The sequence below is a fragment of the Pauljensenia sp. C0254C2 genome (assembly GCF_056583835.1).
Genome location: NZ_JBWPJO010000008.1, coordinates 55,053 through 74,472, shown reverse-complemented (window position 1 = coordinate 74,472; position 19,420 = coordinate 55,053). Strand labels below are relative to the sequence as shown.

General features: G+C 60.4%; 9 protein-coding genes. 6 read left to right on the top strand and 3 right to left on the bottom strand.

Features of this window, described 5'->3' with window-relative positions; all coding sequences use genetic code 11:
* Positions 1 to 171: 171 nt before the first annotated feature.
* The 6 genes from AC1DA5_RS07420 to AC1DA5_RS07395 all read left to right on the top strand — a co-directional run bounded on the left by AC1DA5_RS07420 (position 172) and on the right by AC1DA5_RS07395 (position 15,149).
* The gene (locus tag AC1DA5_RS07420) at positions 172 to 1,887 is read left to right on the top strand and encodes a glycoside hydrolase family 13 protein (RefSeq protein ID WP_480289750.1); all 1,716 of its coding nucleotides are present in this window, start codon (positions 172 to 174) and stop codon (positions 1,885 to 1,887) included.
* A 322-nt stretch (positions 1,888 to 2,209) separates the two neighbouring features.
* Positions 2,210 to 8,437: an Ig-like domain-containing protein gene (locus AC1DA5_RS07415; RefSeq protein WP_480289749.1), complete on the top strand. Its 6,228-nt coding sequence runs from the start codon at positions 2,210 to 2,212 to the stop codon at positions 8,435 to 8,437.
* 111 nt (positions 8,438 to 8,548) lie between these two features.
* A complete protein-coding gene (locus tag AC1DA5_RS07410; protein ID WP_092648199.1) occupies positions 8,549 to 9,514 on the top strand; it encodes an AAA family ATPase in 966 nt (321 codons plus the stop codon).
* On the top strand, positions 9,515 to 10,726 hold the full coding sequence (locus tag AC1DA5_RS07405; protein ID WP_480289748.1) for a DUF58 domain-containing protein: 1,212 nt from the start codon (positions 9,515 to 9,517) through the stop codon (positions 10,724 to 10,726).
* A complete protein-coding gene (locus AC1DA5_RS07400) occupies positions 10,723 to 13,383 on the top strand; it encodes a transglutaminase-like domain-containing protein (RefSeq protein ID WP_480289747.1) in 2,661 nt (886 codons plus the stop codon). The genes AC1DA5_RS07405 and AC1DA5_RS07400 overlap by 4 nt, the downstream gene beginning before the upstream one ends.
* Positions 13,380 to 15,149, top strand: a complete 1,770-nt coding sequence (locus tag AC1DA5_RS07395; RefSeq protein ID WP_480289745.1) for a serine/threonine-protein kinase — start codon at positions 13,380 to 13,382, stop codon at positions 15,147 to 15,149. Before AC1DA5_RS07400 ends, AC1DA5_RS07395 begins: the two co-directional genes overlap by 4 nt.
* A 62-nt stretch (positions 15,150 to 15,211) precedes the next feature.
* Here AC1DA5_RS07395 and AC1DA5_RS07390 read toward each other — a convergent pair whose 3' ends face one another.
* Genes AC1DA5_RS07390 through AC1DA5_RS07380 form a run of 3 tightly spaced genes read right to left on the bottom strand, consistent with a single transcriptional unit; the run spans position 15,212 to position 19,334 of the window.
* Positions 15,212 to 16,606, bottom strand: a complete 1,395-nt coding sequence (locus tag AC1DA5_RS07390; protein ID WP_070728160.1) for a S8 family serine peptidase — start codon at positions 16,604 to 16,606, stop codon at positions 15,212 to 15,214.
* Positions 16,603 to 18,015, bottom strand: a complete 1,413-nt coding sequence (gene eccB / locus AC1DA5_RS07385; protein ID WP_058237773.1) for a type VII secretion protein EccB — start codon at positions 18,013 to 18,015, stop codon at positions 16,603 to 16,605. Before eccB ends, AC1DA5_RS07390 begins: the two co-directional genes overlap by 4 nt.
* The gene (locus AC1DA5_RS07380) at positions 18,015 to 19,334 is read right to left on the bottom strand and encodes an EsaB/YukD family protein (protein WP_480289743.1); all 1,320 of its coding nucleotides are present in this window, start codon (positions 19,332 to 19,334) and stop codon (positions 18,015 to 18,017) included. Before AC1DA5_RS07380 ends, eccB begins: the two co-directional genes overlap by 1 nt.
* Between the last annotated feature and the right edge of the window lie 86 nt (positions 19,335 to 19,420).

Sequence of the window (19,420 nt, the reverse complement as noted above, 5' to 3'; positions counted from 1 at the left end):
CGAAGCAGCCTGCAGCGTCCGAAGAATTCCTGCCACACGTGACCCCTCCTGCACGCAGTTGAGCCTTTGCACACGAGGGTGATAAATCTCCTTCTCGCACGCCCATCTCAGCCAACAGCGCCGACGAGATTTTGCCATAATTGCTGCGATGCCAAACCTAAGGAGACCCTGATGCCTGCAGCACCTACGCCCGAGTCGCACGCACGCGTTGACGCCGACACGACGCTCAGCACAGACCCACTGTGGTGGCGCCAGGCGGTTGTGTACCAGATCTACCCGCGCAGCTTCGCTGACTCGAACGGCGACGGGCTCGGTGACATCAAGGGTGTGACCTCACGGGCAGACTACCTGGCTGACCTCGGTGTGGATGCTGTGTGGCTCAGCCCCTTCTATCCTTCCGAGCTGGCTGACGGCGGATACGACGTGGCCGACTACCGCAACGTGGATCCACGCCTGGGAACGCTTGACGATTTTGACGAAATGATCGCGGCCCTGCATCGACGAGACATCCGCGTCATCGTTGACATCGTGCCCAACCACACCTCACGCATGCACCCCTGGTTCCAGGAAGCTCTGGCAGCGGGCCGCGGGTCAGCGGCGCGTGAACGTTACATCTTCCGTGAAGGCACAGGCCCTGACGGCTCGCAGCCCCCGACGGACTGGACCTCCACGTTCGGCGGTGCCGCATGGGAACAGGTTGAAGACGGACAGTGGTACTACCACTTCTTTGCCCGCGAGCAGCCGGATCTGAACTGGGATCACCCCGATGTGCGCGAGGACTTCCTGACAACACTGCGCTTCTGGTCTGACCGCGGTGTCGATGGTTTCCGCATTGATGTCGCCCACGGACTGGCGAAAGACCTCAGCGAACCGCTGCCCAGCCAGGCAGAACTCGACGCTATGCCGATGGATGGACACCACCGCATCTTTGACCGCGACGAGGTTCAGGACATTTACGCTACCTGGCGTGAGGTCTTCAACTCCTACGATCCGCCGCGCACAGCGGTTGCCGAGGCGTGGGTGAATCCTGACCGGGTGCCTCGGTACGCAAACCCGAACAGCCTGGGACAGTCCTTCAACTTCGACCTGCTTGAAGCCGACTTCAACGCCGACCAGTTCCGCACGATTATCACCGACAATTTGGAGCTGGCCAGTTCGTCAGGTTCCTCGAGCACATGGGTGTTGTCGAACCACGATGTTGTCCGCCATGCCACGCGCTACGGCCTGCCCGATGCAGTGCGCACTCATGGTCCGAGGCCCGACAAGCCGGTGGGTCAGGACTGGCTGCTGACAGGTGGTACCGAGCCGGAGCTTCATCGTGAACAGGGATTGCGTCGTGCGCGCGCCGCCACCATGCTCATGCTGGCACTGCCCGGATCGTCCTACATCTATCAAGGTGAAGAGCTCGGCTTGCATGAAGTGGCGGAAATCCCGGCCGATCAGCGTCAGGACCCGACGTTCTTCCGCACCAATCAGAAAGAAATCGGTCGCGACGGCTGCCGCGTCCCCTTGCCGTGGGTCCATGACGCCGCGAACTTCGGATTTGGAGGACCGGCCCACCTGCCGCAACCCTCATGGTTCGCAGACAGTGCAGTCGACGTGGAATCTGCCCGCGAAGACTCGACGCTGTCTCTGTACCGGCGTGCACTGCATCTGCGCCGCACACTGCAGGGCGCCGAAGAAATGGAATGGGTCGACGACAGCATCGAGGCACCGCACAGCGACCAGGTGCTGCATCTGCGCCGTCCCGGTGGCTGGGACGTGATCACGAACTTCAGCACCGAGCCGATCCCATTCGACACCAGCACAGCCATCCTGACCAGTGAGCCGCTGACCGACGGTGTCCTGCCTGGTGAGACAACCATCTGGTGCGCACCGCGCAGCTAAGCTACCGTGAACCCCCTCGTGCCCGCGCAGAAGCGTCGCATTGTCGGCGCCTCTGCCCGGGTCGTGGGGACCCCATCCCTCGCCCGCGTGGGAACCGACAACTGAGCGCGATACACGTGAGAAATAGGAACGATTTTTCGCCTGCCTCTGTCTTTATTCGGATTTTCGTGTCAGACTTACTGCGGTTGCAGTTGTTTCTGCGTATGCGACTCCACTTCTTTGAGAGGACGTGAGCCTGCCCGCCGCCAGGTGGATCATCTGATGCGCAGAGCCGTCACATGCTGATCATTGTTTCAATGAGACCGTGATGAAGGAGGCGAGAGTGAGGACGACGTCTGATTTTCCGCAGAGTCGACCTGAACCCGTTGGGCAATCCGAATCAGGCACCCAACCCGCTACCGGATCCAAGTCAGTGAACGGCAACAACGTTTCCCCTTTTCTTTCTGCACCCCCGATGCCTCCCGGCGACGAGTACTCGCCCGCCAATCAGGGCGGTAACACGCTGTCACGCCGGCTTCACCTGAGTCGACGGGGACGACAACTCAAGAAGCAACTCGCGAAAAATCGACGCAAAATTCCAGCCATTATCGTGTTGGTGTTCTGCCTGATTGTCACCACGCTGGCGCTGCTTCATCCGGGCGTGCCAACATCCCAGATCGACGTGAATGACGGTGGCATATGGGTGACAAACTCCTCGCGCCAACTGGTCGGTCACCTCAACTACCAGACTCGGCGCCTCGATGCCGCATTGCGCACAGACGCCGCCCAATTCGACATCGGCCAGGCAGCAGATACCGTCACGTTTTCTGATGAGAGCACCAACTCGATCGCTCCTATCGACGTGGCCGGCGTGCGCATGGGTGCCACAACGTCGCTGACTGAACGCGCCCAGGCAGTGCAAGGCGGAGAACGGATCGGTGTGCTGGACGGCGCGGAAGGAAACCTGTGGGTCCTGCCGGCATCCGAGCCCTCGACCGTGCCGATGGGAGACGACAGCGCGATCGAAACAGGCCTTACCTCAGGTGTGGTGACAACCAGCGTCAATGGAACCGTCATGGCGGTGTCGGCAGCAACCGGCCAGTTCGTGACAGTCACGCGCCGCGGCTATGTCGATCAGAAACACAGTGTCGACATCCCTGATATGCGCGCCGACGCATTGCTGCAGATCACGGCGGTCGGTGAACAACCAGTCGCCTTCGACCAGTCAACCAACACGCTGTTCCTCCCTGACGGGTCCGCACGATCCCTGTCCGATGAAGGCGTCCCAACAGATGCCATCTTGCAAAATCCCGGCCCCGACCATGACGCGGTATTACTGGCCAACCCGAATTCCCTGATCAGCGTTCCCCTCAACGGCGATCCCGTGACGATCACCCCCGCGAATGAGCAGAACCGTTCAGGAAAGCCGGCGGCTCCCACACGACACGAAGGATGCTCGTACGGCGCGTGGGCAGGCTCGGGCTCCTATGTGCGTCTGTGTGACGACGCGGCCAATGACACGTCGATGAATGTTGACACCCTTAAGTCTGCGCGCAACATCTCGTTTAGAACCAACCGTAAGCTCATCGTCCTCAACGAAATTAACGAGGGTGGCATCTGGCTGCCCGACATGAACATGGCGTTCATGGATGACTGGGATGAGATCGACCAGGAGATCGACAAGGAAAAAGAAGAAGAGGAATCGCCTGAATACACCGACGAAATTATCGACCCTCAGCGCAAGGACAAGAACACTCCACCTGACGCCGTTGATGATGAGTTCGGTGTCAGGCCAGGCCGAGCCACCACGCTGCCTGTACTGCAAAATGACACGGATATCGATGGTGATGTTCTGACAGCCAGACCGATCAGCCAGCCTCAGATCGGAGCGGTGACGCCGACGCGTGGCGGCCAGGCGTTGCAGATGACGGACGTGCCCGATGATGCGTCGGGCAGCACCACTTTTGTGTACGAGGCATACGACGGGCAGGCATCTGACAGTGCGACGGTGACGATCAGTGTGCACCCCTGGGATCAGAACGCCGGCCCGGTGCAGATCCGCAAGAACCCGCAGAAACTGGGAGCGGGAGCTGCCATTGAGTACAACGTGCTGCCGGATTGGAACGATCCGGACGGCGACCCGATCTTCCTGCAGTCCGCCAGTGCTCCTGACGGTATCCAGGTGCAGTACCGTGAAGAAGGAACCCTGAATATCCGGGATCTGGGCGCAGCGCCCGGCCAGTACGAGGTGAACGTCGTAGTCTCTGACGGGCGTGCCGAAACGCAAGGTGTCGTACCCATCGTCGTACAGCCACCAGGCAACATTCCACCTGTTGCGCACGCCGATTTCTATGTGGCGAGAGCCGGCGAAGCCCTCGAGATCGAGCCGCTGACCAACGATACGGATCCCAACGGTGACGGCCTGACGCTGGTTGGTGTGTCTGAAGCTCCAGCCGGAACACAGCTCACGCCCGACCTGGCTCTCGGATCCATCACGTTCAAAGCGCAGGCACCGGGTACCTACCAGTTCACCTACACCATTTCAGATGGCCCTTCGACCGTGTTGGGCATCATTCGCATTGACGTGGTGGAAGCTGACTCCAATGCAGTCCCCGTTGCTGACGATGACCTGGTTGTCCTGCCTGCTGGCGGTGAAGCACTTGCCGCACCGTTGAATAATGATTCCGATCCAGCCGGCGGCGTCCTGGTCATTCAGCAGGTGGAGCCGACGGACAAACTGGGTCTGCGCGTCACACTGGTCGATCGCCACCTCCTGCGCATCACGGCACCTGGCGGCCTCGATGAAGCCGTCAGCTTCCAGTATTCCGTTTCCAACGGGTCCCATACTGCCCAAGCGCGGATCACAGTCGTCCCGTCACGAGCGCTCGACGACAAGAAACCACCCGTTTTGCAGCCCGACCATGCCAAAGTGCGTGTCGGAGACGTCGCTTCGGTCCCCGTGCTGGAAAACGATCGCTCGCCGGCCGGCCTGGCAATGAAAGTCGATCCGAAACTGCAGTTCGAGGAAAACTCGCAGGTCGGAACCCCCTTTGTAACAGGTAACCTGGTGCGCTTGGAAGCAGGCACAACGCCAGGTGTGATGCATGTGTCGTACACGGTGCACGACATGGTCGGCAACATGGCGACATCGACAGTCGTGTTTGAAGTGGTCGCCCTCGAAGGTGCCAACGCGGCACCCCAACCTCGCCCTCTGACAGCGTGGGCCGTGTCAGGGCAGACGACTCGAATCCCTGTCCCACTGTCCACGATCGACCCTGACGGCGATTCCGTGACACTGGTGGGTATCGAGCAGGCACCGTCCAAGGGAACGATTGAATTGGGCACTGACTGGATCGAATACACGCCTGCGCGCAAGACCACCGGCACGGACGTATTCACCTACATCGTTGAGGACCGTCAGGGCAAGCAGGCAACCGCACGTGTGCGCGTCGGTATTGCGCCACCGGCGGGTAGTAATCAGCCACCCACTGCTGTTAAAGACGTTCTGTTGGTCAAACCTGGGCGCACGATCATGGTGAACGTTCTAGCCAACGACATTGACCCTGACGGGGATTCAATCTCGCTGGTTCCCGATTCGCTCAGCGTGCTGGATGACGCCCTCGAAGCTGAAATTGTGGGAACCGGGATCCAGGTTGAGGTTCCAGAAGCTGCCGGAACATACGTCATGTCCTACCAGGTCACCGACTCGCGTGGCGGTGTGGACAACGGGACGTTGACGATCAATGCGAAGAACGATGCGCCCCTGATGCCTCCGATCGCTCGCGATGACGTTGTGGCGCTGGCTGATATGCCTGACAGTGAGATTGTGCCGATTAACGTGGTGGAAAACGATGAGGATCCCGACGGAACCGTCGCAGACCTGGTTGTGTCCACACGCGCTCCCGACGCTGAAGTCAAGGGCGGAATCATTGAAGCGAAGGCATACGAGACTCGACGGCTCTTGGTCTACACGATTACCGATCAGGACGGCCTCTCGTCCTCGGCAGTGGTGTCGATTCCGGGAACCGATCAGACCAGACCGCGCCTGGACCAGTCGCACCTGCCGATCAAGGCACGTGCCGGCAGTGACGTCGTCATTGACATTCGGGACCACGTCATTACGAGGGCGGGCCGTACCGCGATGATCACGGACGAATCCAGGCTCAAAGCATCATGGGGGCTGGATCCGAAGATCGTGCTGGAGGACCAGCATCGCCTCACCCTGCACACCGACCCGGAGTTTTCCGGTAAGACATCCGTTTCCTTTGAAGTACGTGACGGTGTTGCATCGGATACATCAGCCTTATCAGCGGTGCTCTCCCTGCCGATTGTGGTGCAGGCAGCGAAGAACCAGCCACCGGCTTTCATCCCGACGAGTGCGCGTGTGGCTGCAGGTGAAGAACCCATCACGTTGGACCTGTCGGCGATGGTCGATGACCCGGACGACGCTGACCCTAAAGGATTCAAGTATGCGCTGGTGAAGAGTCCTCGTGTTGTCAGCGCGAAACTTGATGGGCATATGCTGTCCCTTCAGGCCGGCGTTGATCAGGCCACCGGCACCACGGACCAGGTCACGATCAGTGTTGATGACGGGTCAGGGCCGGTAGTCGGTGAGATCCCGGTGACGGTTGTCGCCTCCACGCGGCCACTCATTCAGGTGTCGGACGCGCTCATCGACGCTGCGAACGCTGGCGGTACGGAAACGATCGATCTGACGAAGTACACGATCAACCCGTTCCCGGAAACGCCGATACGGATCGTGTCAAGCCAGATTGAAATCGGTGAAGGCACCGTGGATCCGCAGGGCACAGTCCTCCACATCACGCCAGCTGTTGGTTTCCACGGGCAAATGACGGTCAACTATCGCCTGATTGATGCCACCAATGATCCGGGGCGCATTGTAGAAGGCAACGTGCGGTTAGTCGTGCGCGATCGGCCCGAACCACCATCCAACGTGTCGGTGATGGCCACGGGCCCTGGCAGTGCAACTGTGACGTTCCAGCCCGGAGCGGACAATGGCGCGGCTATTACCTCCTTCACCTTGACGGATGTCACGACCGGTCAGGAGTTCACTTGCGATGTTGCGTCCTGCCCGCTTAGCGGTCTGGCGAACGGCCTGAAGCATTCGTTCTCAGTCGTGGCACACAATGATGTTGGCGCATCCGATTCGTCTCCTGCATCCGAGCCTGTCCTGGTCGACGTTCAACCATCCCAGCCTGCCGCCCCGACGCTTGCTGCTGGCGACGGGTCGGTGACGGTGACGTGGAATCCACCGGCAAATGAAGGGTCACCGATCACCGCGTACGAAGTGACGCTCTCTGACGGCCAGACGCAGCGAGTAGACGGCGCAACGACATCAGTGACATTCACCAACCTGACGAACGGTCAGCCCTACTATGCCTCTGTTGTGGCATTGAATTCCTCGCCGTCACCCTCACAACCATCCGAGCCATCTGCCCAGGTCGCGCCCTTTGGGCCGCCTCTGAAGGTGTCGATCACGGACATTCGGTCAACACCTTCTGCCGATGATCCAAACCTTGCTGCGGTCAGTGTCAGCTGGGCAGTCGAGTCGGACAACGGCAGTCCGCTGACCGCTGCGCACGTCACATTGAGCGGTGGCGGAAAGGGTGACGTCGCGTTGAACGGTGAGCTGTCTGGGGAAATCACGTTGCAGGCGCAGCCGCAGGAAGGCGTGGTAGCCACCGTGTGGGTTGACAATGCGGCAGGATCGTCACGCAAGGTCGATTCCAAGCGTTTCACTGTGTTCTCGACGCCGGTTGTGATCGATCTTCCGACGGTTACAGCAACCGGAGAAGCAGGTACCGCGAAGGTGACGGCTGAAACGAAAAAAGGTAACGGTTACAATCGCGGAGAACTTGAGCTTCAGTATTCGGTGAATGCAGGTCAGTGGACACCGTTGCAGGGCAAGACCATCACGGGACTGCCTGACGGCCAGGAGGCGCGGATTACATTCAGGCAGGTTGCTCCCGGCCGCGCCGACGGGCCAGCGACTGAAGAAGTAGTGGTGATGACGTACGGACAGCCGACGATTGACAGCTTCACGGCAACCAGTACGCCGGACGGAGTCGACCTGTCGTGGGCCATCACTCACAACGCCGGAGCTCCCATCACATCGATCACCGTGAAGTACAACGGAAAGAGCGAGGACATTCCCGTTTCGGAAACGAGCCGGCACATCGATGTGGACACCAGTACGAACGTGAAATTCAAACTGGTCGTGCGAGCTGAAAAGTTTGATCGGGACATCACCAAGGAGGCGACGAGCCCGGCGCGAGGCACGATTACGCCTGTACCGTCCACGTGCAATGCTGAGATGTCGGACAAGTTCGATGATTGTCACACCTTCAAAGTGGACGCGGATGGATGGGATGGTAGTTTCCTGCCATTGCGATGCGAGTTCAGGTCGGATGTAGACAACCAGACGTACCAATTTCAGATTGACTCGAACGTGGTGATTAAGCCGTCGAATGCGCCTACCCATGTCACAGACCGGGAAACCATGAAGAACTGGCTACAGGATGGCACCCTCACATGCGAAACGTCACAATAACAGGTGAGCAGTGGAACTGGACGGGAATAGTACGCCCGGCAAAACCTGGGCCACCCTCGTCAATAAGCTGCCAACGACTGGCCAGCAACCAACGCACAGTAAGGAGTATGTATGTCACTCAATGAACGCGATGCCACAGAGTTCGCCGAAATGTTCGCCGCGTTGGTCGACGCGATTTCGCTGGCAGTGCTGGACAAGAAACAGGCCATTCGACTGACGTTGACGACACTGTTCGCTGGCGGGCACCTGCTGCTCGAGGACGCGCCCGGAACAGGAAAAACTGCTCTTGCGCGCGCGCTGGCGGCAACCATTGACGGGTCACATTCGCGCATCCAGTTCACACCTGACATGCTCCCCTCTGACATCACGGGCGTGAACATGTACGACCAGCAAAAACACGAGTGGGTATTCCACCGCGGCCCAATCTTCGCCCAGATTGTGCTGGCCGACGAAATCAACCGTGCATCGCCCAAGACGCAGTCGGCTCTGCTGGAAGTGATGGAAGAAGCGCACGTGACGATCGACGGCGTTTCCTACCCGGCTGGCGAACCCTTCATGGTGATTGCTACCCAGAACCCGGTCGAACAGGCCGGCACTTACCCGCTGCCTGAAGCGCAACTGGACCGATTCCTCATGAAAACGTCACTGGGGTATCCCTCGCGTGCAGCCATGATCGAAGTCCTTGACGGCGCGGCCGCACCGGACCGGTCACGTAACCTGCACCCCGTCGTCTCAGCCCATGAAGTCGACACGTTCCAGGCGATGGCCGCCGACAACCACACCGACCGCGCGGTTTTGGACTACATTGCCGCACTGGCGGAAGCCACCCGCGAAGACGAGTCCTCCATGTTGGGCGTGTCCACGCGAGCCGCCATCGGCATGACTCGATGCGCACGTGTATGGGCCGCAGCACAGGGACGTCACTTCGTGCTGCCTGACGACGTGAAAGCGCTCGCAGGACCTGTGTGGGAGCACCGCATCATCGTGGATCCGGACGCCGCTTTCGCTGGCGCAACGCCGGCCGGTGTTGTCTCGCGTGCACTGACTTCCGTTCCCGCTCCGATCACGGGTGCCTAAATGCCGCAGGAGGCTCAGCGTCGAATATCCATCATAGGTGGAGTACGTCGTGCATGGGACATCGCCATTTCCACGATCACCATCAGTGGTGTCGGACTGCTGTGTGGTGGCATCGTGGCGACTATCCTTGCCTTCACCGCGCATTGGCGCGAAGCAGGGATCGTTGCCGTTGCGTGCGGATTATCCCTGATCGTCGCGCTGATCTGGATCATTGGGCGCGCTCCCCAGATCGTCAGCGTGGAGCTTCCTCAGACACGAACCGTGGCCGGACGCACCATCATTGGAGAGCTGCGCGTGCGCAACGACCATGCCCGACCGTCCCGCTCCCACGTCATTGAACTGCCGGTCGGATCAGGTGCCGCCCAGTTCGTCGTCCCTAATCTGGTGGGCAGGAGCTCGTGGTCGGAAGTATTCGCAGTTCCCACCCGCAGGCGCGGTATCGTCACGGTCGGCCCGCCCAGTTCAGTGCGCTCCGATCCGGTGGGTCTGTTCCGCAGAGTCAGAGCATGGACGAAACCGATTCGCGTCTACGTCCACCCGCGTACAGTGCGCGTTCCTTTCGACGCGACAGGCTTCCAGGCAGACATCGAAGGCGTGGTGACAGCTAAACTGTCCTCCTCCGACGTGTCGTTCCATGCGTTGCGGGATTACCAGCCCGGCGATGACCGGCGAAACGTTCACTGGCCGACCACTGCCCGCACGGGTCGCCTGATTGTGCGTCAGTTTGAGGAAACCCGCCGCTCCCATCACGTGATTTTCATCGATACGTTGCGTGATCACTGGGAAGAAGAACCGTTTGAGACGGCGCTGTCCATCGCCGCTTCACTGGCTCTGACGGGCATCACTGCGTCGCACCAGGTTTCGATGGCAACCTCGTCACGCCTGATTTCCACACTGTCAGCGACCCGTATGCTCGATGAACTCACTGAAGAAAGCTGGCGAGTGGAGGACCAGGACCTGAGTGAGCGTCTGCGTGAAGTCCTCACGTCGTATCCCAACGCATCCGTTCTCACGCTGATTGTTCCGGCCAGCGTGTCATATGAAGAGATTGCGCGCCTGTGCCATCTGCCGAGCGTTGACGTCATCGTCGGCGTGATCCGCGTGGACCCGGACGCGCCCTCATCTCGATCCAGTTCGTCACGAGCAGTCGTCGCCACCTGTCCGACACTGGAGTCGCTTCCCCGCATGCTGGCACGCGGAGGGCTGCGATGAGTGCGAACACGTTCGACCGCCCGCCTGCAGGTGCACAGCGTCCACGCCGTTTTCGTGTGCGTAATGGACGAGGGCGACTGACACGAAGCCCGCTGCCTGTCTGGTCATGGATCGCTTTGGCGGTGCTGTTCATTCCGGTGATTGCAGCGCACGAACCACTGTTTGGCCACGGACTGGGATTGCGCGCCGCGGGCAGCGGTGTTGCGGCAGGTCTGATCCTTGCGGCACTGTGCACCTACTGGCGCTGGGACGTGATCACGAGCGTGGCGGCACTGTTCGCGACGCACCTGCTGCTCGGCGGTATCGGCTCACTTCCTGAAACGCTGTACGCGCACGTCATTCCCACCGGGCGCACCCTTCAGTTCCTGGTCATGCAGCCCGTTGTCGCGTGGCGTGACCTGCTGACACTGGCACCACCTGCGTCATCATATGTCGGCCCGTCGGTTATGCCGTGGATCTGCGGATTGCTGTGCGCATTCGCGACCGGGGTGATGACCATGCGGCGCGGCTGGGTTGTTGTCGGTACCATTCCGTTGGCGCTGATGGGCATCATCGCCGTGGCGTGGGGCCCCAGCGGCATGCAGCCGCCGGTGTGGGCAGTCATGGTGTGGTTCCTGGCGATCATCATGTGGTGGATGTGGTCCGTTCAGCATCTGCGTCTCCATTCTGATTTCGACATCCTCATCGGCCGGCGGGCTCGTCGTGCGGCAGGCATGACGACAACCGGACATAACACCTCGACACGGTCGGTGCGGCCAGTTCGCGCCCACGTGCTGCAGCAGGCTCTGGTCGCCCTCGTCATCACGGCATGTACGACCGCGCTGGCATTTCCTGTCACTTCTTACGTCGGATCGTGGGACGAACGCACAGTCCTGCGTGATCTTGTGGAGCCGCCGCTGGACCTGCATGACTACCCCAGTCCGCTTGCGGCCTTCCGGCATCTGACAACCGAGGAACGTGACGAGACGCTGATATCGGTGTCGCAACTGCCTCATGGGGCGCGCGTGCGCCTGGCAGTCATGGACACGTATAACGGCATCACATTTGGCATGTCCGATCCTGAGGAAAGCCCTGTCGGTAGCTACATTTCAGTGGGCAGTCAACTGCCGGTGCGGCCCTCTCCGATCGGTTCAGTGCGCGCAGATACGAGGGTGACAACGTCTGGCCTGATGGGGCCATGGGTTCCAACGATGGGTCAGGCCGAAGTCATCGAGTTTTCAGGCGACCAGGCGCAGCGATACCAGGATGGCCTGCACTGGAACAGGTGGGCAGACGCTGCGCTGACCACCGGGTCGGACGGGGATGATCTGAGCTATCACCTGGTCGCTGATGTGCCACCGCGCTGGTCTGATTCGCAGCTGGCAGGTGCCGGCGCAGTGTCGGTGGAAGGACAGCCTGACACGAACGTTCCTGACGGTGTCAAAGAACTTGCCGTCTCAATGTCAGCGATTGAATCGACTCCGATCAAGAAAGCCCGGGCCATTGAACGTACCTTGGCGCAGAACGGGTATTTCTCCAACGGGATGGATAAGAGCTCGCGGTCAGGACACCGGGCAGACCGACTGGCACGCATGATCGATGACGATCAGATGGTGGGCGATGACGAACAGTACGCAACTCTGATGGCTCTGATGCTGCACTCTCTGGGTATGTCAGCGCGCGTCGTGATGGGTGCCTATCCCAGTGACCCCGTCACAGGGGCTGCACTGGATCAACTGCAGGGGAATGCGGCCAGTGAAGCGCCGGTGCGTTCAGTTGGTCTCAAAGGTGCGGATCTGCATGTGTGGGTGGAGGCTGAATTTGTCGATGTCGGATGGGCGATTTTTGATCCCACACCCCCACGCGACAACATCTTTTCCGATCCGACCCCGGATCCGACTCCTACTCCGCGCCCGCAGGTTCTGCAGCCACCGAATCCGCCGGAAGAGCCTCCGGAGCTTCCGCCGGCGATAACAGAGAAGAACACGCCATCCGATTCGGAAGCACCTGTCCCTGTCCCATGGGGCGTGATCCTCACCTCGGTCGGTATAGCGTTGCTCATCATCGTGCCAATTGCAGCAATTCTGCTGTGGAAGGCTCGACGCCTCTACAAGCGGCGTCACAGCTCCCCGCTGTCATCAGTGGAAGGCTCATGGAACCAGACGGTCGATCTTGCGGCTGATGCCGGAACCCGGCTTCCTCGCGACATGACACGTGCAGAAGCAGCGTGGAGCCTTGCGGACAGCGTGTGGCAGGATACTCAAGAGGACACAGAGTCGCCCTCGCCCGTCGTTGATGAGTCGACGGAAGCGTCAGTTGACTGGCGCGTTGCCGGCCAGACAGCACCGGCGACGGTGCTCCTGGCATCTATTGCCGACCGCGCTCAGTTTGGACAGGACGTCGTGACGAAGGATGATGCCAACCGAGCCTGGGGTTACTATTCGCAGTTGAAGGCAGAACTGCGATCCAGGCAGTCCTGGTTCCAGCGGGCACTGACCGCGCTGTCCGTCAGGTCGCTGAGGCGGCACCGGCACCGCCGCGGAGGCTTCACCCATGCCGAAAAGCCCCGCACAGAATCCCGGTGGCGCTTCTGGAAACGGCACTCGCGCCGCGATCAGCGGCAAAAGGCGTTCTCCGATCAGCCTGTCCGCACGTCGTCACCTAAAGGAAGACCATGACAAGTCAGAACAACCAAGGCCCACAGCTTGAGGGATACACGTTCAGACGCGCATTGGGTCACGGTGGCTTTGCGGATGTCTACCTCTACCAGCAGCATGTTCCCTCGCGCGACGTTGCCGTCAAAGTGGCGCGCAACCATGAAGGCACTGACGCAGACGAGGCAGTGATCCGGGAAGCTGATGCAATGGCGGCGACATCGGCTCACCCGTCGATCCCATCACTGTATGACGTGGGCACCACTGCTCAGGGAGATTCCTACCTGATCATGGAGTACTGTCCTGTGACCAATGTGCTCCAACAGGTGCGTTCCCAACCGATGTCAGTGCGGCGCGCCCTGGACGTCATGATCCAGCTGTGCGGCGCAGCGGAAATGGTGCACCGGGCAGGATACGTCCACCGCGATATCAAACCATCCAACGTCATGATGAATGCATATGGTCACCCGATGCTCACTGATTTTGGGGTTGCCGCCAAGTTGGGTGCTCCCGCTTCCCATTCCGCTGACGGCTTTTCGGTGCTGTGGGCGCCACCTGAGCAGCAGGTGTCTGGCACGCCCGCCCACCCCTCGATGGATATCTGGGCGCTGGCCACGACCGCGTGGACGTTCCTGACTGGGCGCTCACCCTTTGAGGACCCGGTGGGCGACAATTCGGCCGTGGCTGTGGCTGGCCGCGTCCAGGAAGGGCGCATCGGCTCGCTGAACCGCTCTGACGTGCCACAGGTATTGGAAGCTGCGTTGCGTCAGGCGCTGTCAGTGGATCCACGCCAACGCCCTGCCTCAGCAGCAGAGCTGGGCCGGCAGTTCCAGCGCGCCCAGGAAGTCATGCATCAGCCGATGACGCGCATGGAGCTTCACAGCGCCGGGCCGCACGATGACCTGACAGCCGTGCAGGACACGTCTATTGATTCAGATCAGACCAGGGTGCGTGCCATTCGCACCATTGATCCGTCGATGTCAGGTGCAGATAACCGCCGAGCAACGACGTCGGTAGAGGGACGAACAACGGACGGCGGCTGGAGCACAGTGGTGCCTGGAGGGCACACTGCAGGCACCGCTCGCGGCGACGCCAGAGACGATGCGTCCGAGCAGGCAGCATCTGGATCCTTTGTCTTCGCTGATTCACAGTCGTATGCTGTCGAGCCCGACCAATGGGTCTCTGAAGAAGACAGACTGGCGCAGATTGAACGCGAGAACGCGGCTTTTTCCTCCGATACCGCGCGGCCGGCACGACGCCTGTCGCTTCCCGTCATTATCGTCATTGCATGCGTGTGTGTGCTGGCGTGTGCCGGGCTGGTGGTTGCCCTGCTCACCGGCGGGGGAGGCACAATATCGTGGAACGGTCCATCACCTGCGCCAGGCCCGATCAATAACCCGACACCCGCACCTCCCGCACCGGTGGACCCCATCGGTCAGACTCCGCCCTCGCCCACGTCAGTAAGCGGCGTTGTCGACGGCGATGTCATCCACTGGTCGTGGCGCCACCACATGTCCGCAGATTCGTCCGGCCAGTCGGGCGCTCAGGATGATGCAAGCCAGCAGGACAGCGCCATGCAGTCTGATTCTGGCGGCCAATCCGGCGACGAACAGGTCATCGAATTCTTCTATGTGATGAGCGGCCCTGAAAATCTCAATCAGTCGGGCAAGACTCAGGTGCAGTCACTGGATACGCACGCATTGTCGGGAGAGAACTGCCTGGAGGTGACAGCCGCCATCAGGGGAGGCCGTCAGTCCGATTCAGCCAAGGCCTGCGTCGATGTGCCGTAGGACGTTCTGCCGCCTCGTCCGCGCCGGATGCCACGCTGGCCGGATGCCCCGCTGAGACCTCCCTACTTTTGACCTGACTCAGTGCGCGGAACGCGAGGTGAAAACGGGTTCGACACGTGGCGTGTCGTCACGGAGCTCTTCCTGGCACGTTTCCTAGTTTGTCGGCGCTGATCGATCAGTGTGGCAGCCACGAGGCTTCCGAGAAGCACAGCCACCCCGATGCCTGCAGCGATTGTCAGGTATTGCGTGCGGCTTTTTGTCAGATCCTCTTCGGGCTTGACCAGGCGCACTGGTGGAGGAATCGGCCGGTCTGCCCGCTGGTAGCGAGGGTTAGGCGGACCATCCTGCGTACCGTCGTTCACGAAGTTGATCGCATCCTTGGGCGCAACAATTCCCCACCCGACAATCTCATTGCGTTCAGAGGGCGTGGAGCGTAATGCTGTTGCAAGAATCCTGTACTTCCAGTCAGCAGGAGTCTCCTCTGGATGAGCAGCAGCGACGAGGGCGGCAATGCCGGCGACGTACCCCGTTGAGTACGACGTGGAGGGCTGCTCGCCTGACAGGACACAATCACCCCACTGGAGGAACGTGGTCAGCACATCGGAACCGGGAGCTGCCACTTCCACGTGAACGCCGTGCACGACGCTGTCAGAAGGCTGTCCCTGAAGCGTTACCGCACTGACTGAGAGCACCTGCTCATAGTTGGCAGGAAAACGCACCCCTGAATTTTCCCCGTTCGGATCGGCGTTACCCGCCGAGGCGACAATGAGCGCACCGGCGTTCGTAGCATAGGCGACTGCCTGAGCCAACTCAGCATGGTCAGACGGTGACGATGCCGGAACAGCAATGATTTTGGCACCGTGATCGGCCGCCCACCGTATGCCCGCTGCTGTGCGCTTCACGTTCGGACCGCGCCCATTGTCGGTATCCTCGGGTCGCGTGGAAGCATATACGCGCACAGGCAGAATCTGTGCTGACTTGGCAATGCCGACCAGTCCGGATCCCTCAACTGGCCGCGACGCGATCTGACCGGCGACCGCCGTACCGTGTCCGTCGACATCGGTGCGCCCATCGCCACCCGAATCAACAAAATCGGTTCCTGGCTGAACAGCTTCCTTCAGGTGCTCATTAGCGCTGCTCACCCCTGAGTCCACAACAGCGACGAGCACTCCGCCGGTGGACAGTTCCCACGCCTGCTGGATTCCCAGTCGTTCAAAGACGGGCGGTTCAATCGGAACGTACTGCGTCTTGCCTACCTGGCATGCCTGCGGTTCGTCCCCATTGGCGAGGGGGATGCGCGCCCGGTGATCGACTCGCGCAGGCTGGCTGTGAGACGTGCCAACCGGAGCTTGAGCGTGAGATGCATGAGGGAGGAGCGACAGTGGAAGCAGGGCGCATACGCATGTCAGGAGGGCGGTGTGTGCCCACCTGACAATGTGTGTCCGTTGTTCGCTCATGAGGCTGAACCTGTGGCAGGATCGATGGGTTTGAGGTCGATGCCTTCAGGGATCAGCGCGATCCACGGCCCGGGAATCGGCGTAATGGAATTTTCGTCATACCCCAATCGCTGCATGGCTTCGGAGTAGTTCAGGCCCAGACCGTGCGACAGACCTGTATCAGAGATCAGCATGACGGCACCCAGGGAGCCGCCGGAAGTGGAACGTGCCAGAACACCGCTTCCGCCCAGAACGGATGTTGACCCCACGGCCGGCGGGTGAGGAGAATTCGAGGCCGCGGGGGAGGCGGACGTGCCCATACCCGACTGTGCGGATGCCAGATCTGGTGAATCAGCGGGTATGGCTGACAGGACGCTTCCTTTCTCGATGTCACTGACGTCGAGGTGAGCACACGGCCGAGCCTGCTCATTGGTAATCGTGCCGAGGGTGTCAGGCCAGTCCGCAGGAACAGGACCGCCTTCAGTGACGACATGAATATTGGCTATTTCACCGACGGACACTGTCGGTGGGTCAATTGTGTACGGGTTGCCGGTGGAAGAGGCCTGGTACATTGCATACGACACGTCGGAGAGCTGGACCAGCTGACCATCGCCTATGACGAGGTAGTGGTGGTCTCCCTCGGGAAATTTGACGTTGATGATCGTGCCGACGACGGCATCGTGGACGGACGAGGGCATCCCGCTGACGGGCGTACCGCTGTTGTCGAGACTGATGGGGGTGAATGGTGTGCCGTTATTGAAGAGATTGAGCCAGTCAGCCGGCACGTCAAAGACAGGTGAATCGTTGATGTTGAGGGTGTTCTTAAGGACTTCGAGATGTTCGGGTTCGATGCGGTGACGCACATTCTCTGCAATGACGTAGAGGGTGTCGCCCTGTTTGACCAGCGTTGTCGTCACGGGTTCGAGGCCGTCGGGTCGGATTGACACCCATGTGTGGGTCGACGCGTTTTCCATGACGCATGCGTTCCACTCGGTTGCTTTCAGGTCGGCGGGAGCGGGGACATTATCGGGTGCTTCAGGTTCTCCGATCGCATCGCCGCGAGGAATACCCGCGATCACTTTTTCTCCCACGGAAACGGTTTGCAGAGAGCCAGCCGGGGTGCGCATACGCGCTGAGGTGACATTGTAGATCGGGTGCAGCACTCCTTGAACGGAGTAGTAGCGCGCACCTGTTCCCTTGACGATAATCAGCGTGTTGTTCTGCCAGTTATCCGGCAGGGTGGGGGAGAACTTTCCCATCGCGAAGGCAATGCCGAGCATCAGCAGTGAAATGACGATCCCGCCGATCAGGGGCGGCACGAACGATTTGGATTCCAGTTCCCGGCCTCCAGGCGTGCCGGAGATGAACGCCGTGACGAGTCGGCGGCGATTAAACCGTTGCGCATTGAGAATATCTTTATTGGAAGCCATTAAATGATCCCCCACACCAGGCACGTCAGCGGAATGATCGCGATCAGAGCGATGACGTTGGCTCCATCTGCCAGGCGAGTGAGCCACGGGCGCAGCCGCGAATTAACGACGTTGGCCGCCAGGATCAGGATCGCGACCAGGACCGTCAGGCCTACCGTCCAGGGAAGCAGCCACGATACCGCCAGAGTTGCCAGGATCCCAGTGGCGAGCGTGATCAACATGCCGGCGACAACCCCGATAAAGACGTCAATTCGGCCGTGAAGCGACCGCGTCCCCAGCATGAATGCCGCCCCCACGCATGCCATGAGCAGGACACCCTCGACGGTCGCAACCACCATCGGAACGCAGGTAATGATCACCATGAACGATGCGATCTTCACTGATAAAGCCAGCGCCTGTCCGGTCACTACCTGTTCATCGACTGCTGCACCTGAGAATGACTCTGTTGATTGGATGTTAAGAGCGGGAATCCGCGAGGGCATCTGTGCCAGCCCGATCCACGGAGTCGACAGCACGACCAGCGTCAGGAGAGCCACCACCACCGTCGCTGACCGTTGCAGCGAAACTGTGGCGTAGGCAGTCAGTGCGCCGACGACCATATAGGAAAACCCTGCGAGCAATGGGCCGCCGGCAATGATGCGTAACCCCGGGGGAAGCACCATCGTGGCAAGGGAGCCGAACATGATGCCGACGCCGATGGCCATGAAAAAGTGCGCCAGGTTCCCATCAGTGATGAGGGCAAATCCTGCGACCCCAAGAAGAACGGGAACGGTCAAGCTGAGCGAAACGGCTCCTGCAGTGCTGCTTCCTCGTGCCACGATCGCTGCAGTGGCGCACACGAGGGCGGCTCCGACAGCTGCGATGATGGCGGTGGCCATCGTGTGTCCACCGCGAATTGCGAGCAGCACCGCGGCAGTCAGGATCAGGATGACTCCGCAGTGTGATGACAGCTGTGCACTGTCGCCTTTGGTCCATGCGTCCTGATGTTTGTTGACGGATGTGCCGATAGCTTCAACCAGATCGTCATAGCGCTGGTCTACTGTGCTGCCACCCTCGGACTCAAGGGTCAGAAGTGTGCCGGGAGTGACGTGTTGGGCGCGCAGGGTTTGAGAATGGTCGAGTACGCGCCCTGACGGAGTCAGGAGTCGGTATCCCTGAGTTGCCGTTTCTGGATCGAGGCGGCCAAGTGCTTCAACCATGCCCGGCAGCAGCTCCGCCACGATCAACGATGACGGTACGGACATATCGAGCTTTTGACCAGCGCACATGACGGAGATTGGCATGAGTGTTCCGGTGCGTGATTTGACGCTCTGTGGCATGAACGGTCCTCTCGGATGCGTCGCCCGTGGAATTCGGGCCCCATCTAAGACTAAACGGTATTTCATTTATTGGAACATCAACAAAC

Coding starts and splice junctions, on each gene's coding strand:
- AC1DA5_RS07420 (WP_480289750.1), top strand. CDS start 172: ATGCCTGCAGCACCTACGCCCGAGTCGCACGCACGCGTTGACGCCGAC.
- AC1DA5_RS07410 (WP_092648199.1), top strand. CDS start 8,549: ATGTCACTCAATGAACGCGATGCCACAGAGTTCGCCGAAATGTTCGCC.
- AC1DA5_RS07405 (WP_480289748.1), top strand. CDS start 9,515: ATGCCGCAGGAGGCTCAGCGTCGAATATCCATCATAGGTGGAGTACGT.
- AC1DA5_RS07400 (WP_480289747.1), top strand. CDS start 10,723: ATGAGTGCGAACACGTTCGACCGCCCGCCTGCAGGTGCACAGCGTCCA.
- AC1DA5_RS07395 (WP_480289745.1), top strand. CDS start 13,380: ATGACAAGTCAGAACAACCAAGGCCCACAGCTTGAGGGATACACGTTC.
- AC1DA5_RS07390 (WP_070728160.1), bottom strand. CDS start 16,606: ATGAGCGAACAACGGACACACATTGTCAGGTGGGCACACACCGCCCTC.
- eccB (WP_058237773.1), bottom strand. CDS start 18,015: ATGGCTTCCAATAAAGATATTCTCAATGCGCAACGGTTTAATCGCCGC.
- AC1DA5_RS07380 (WP_480289743.1), bottom strand. CDS start 19,334: ATGCCACAGAGCGTCAAATCACGCACCGGAACACTCATGCCAATCTCC.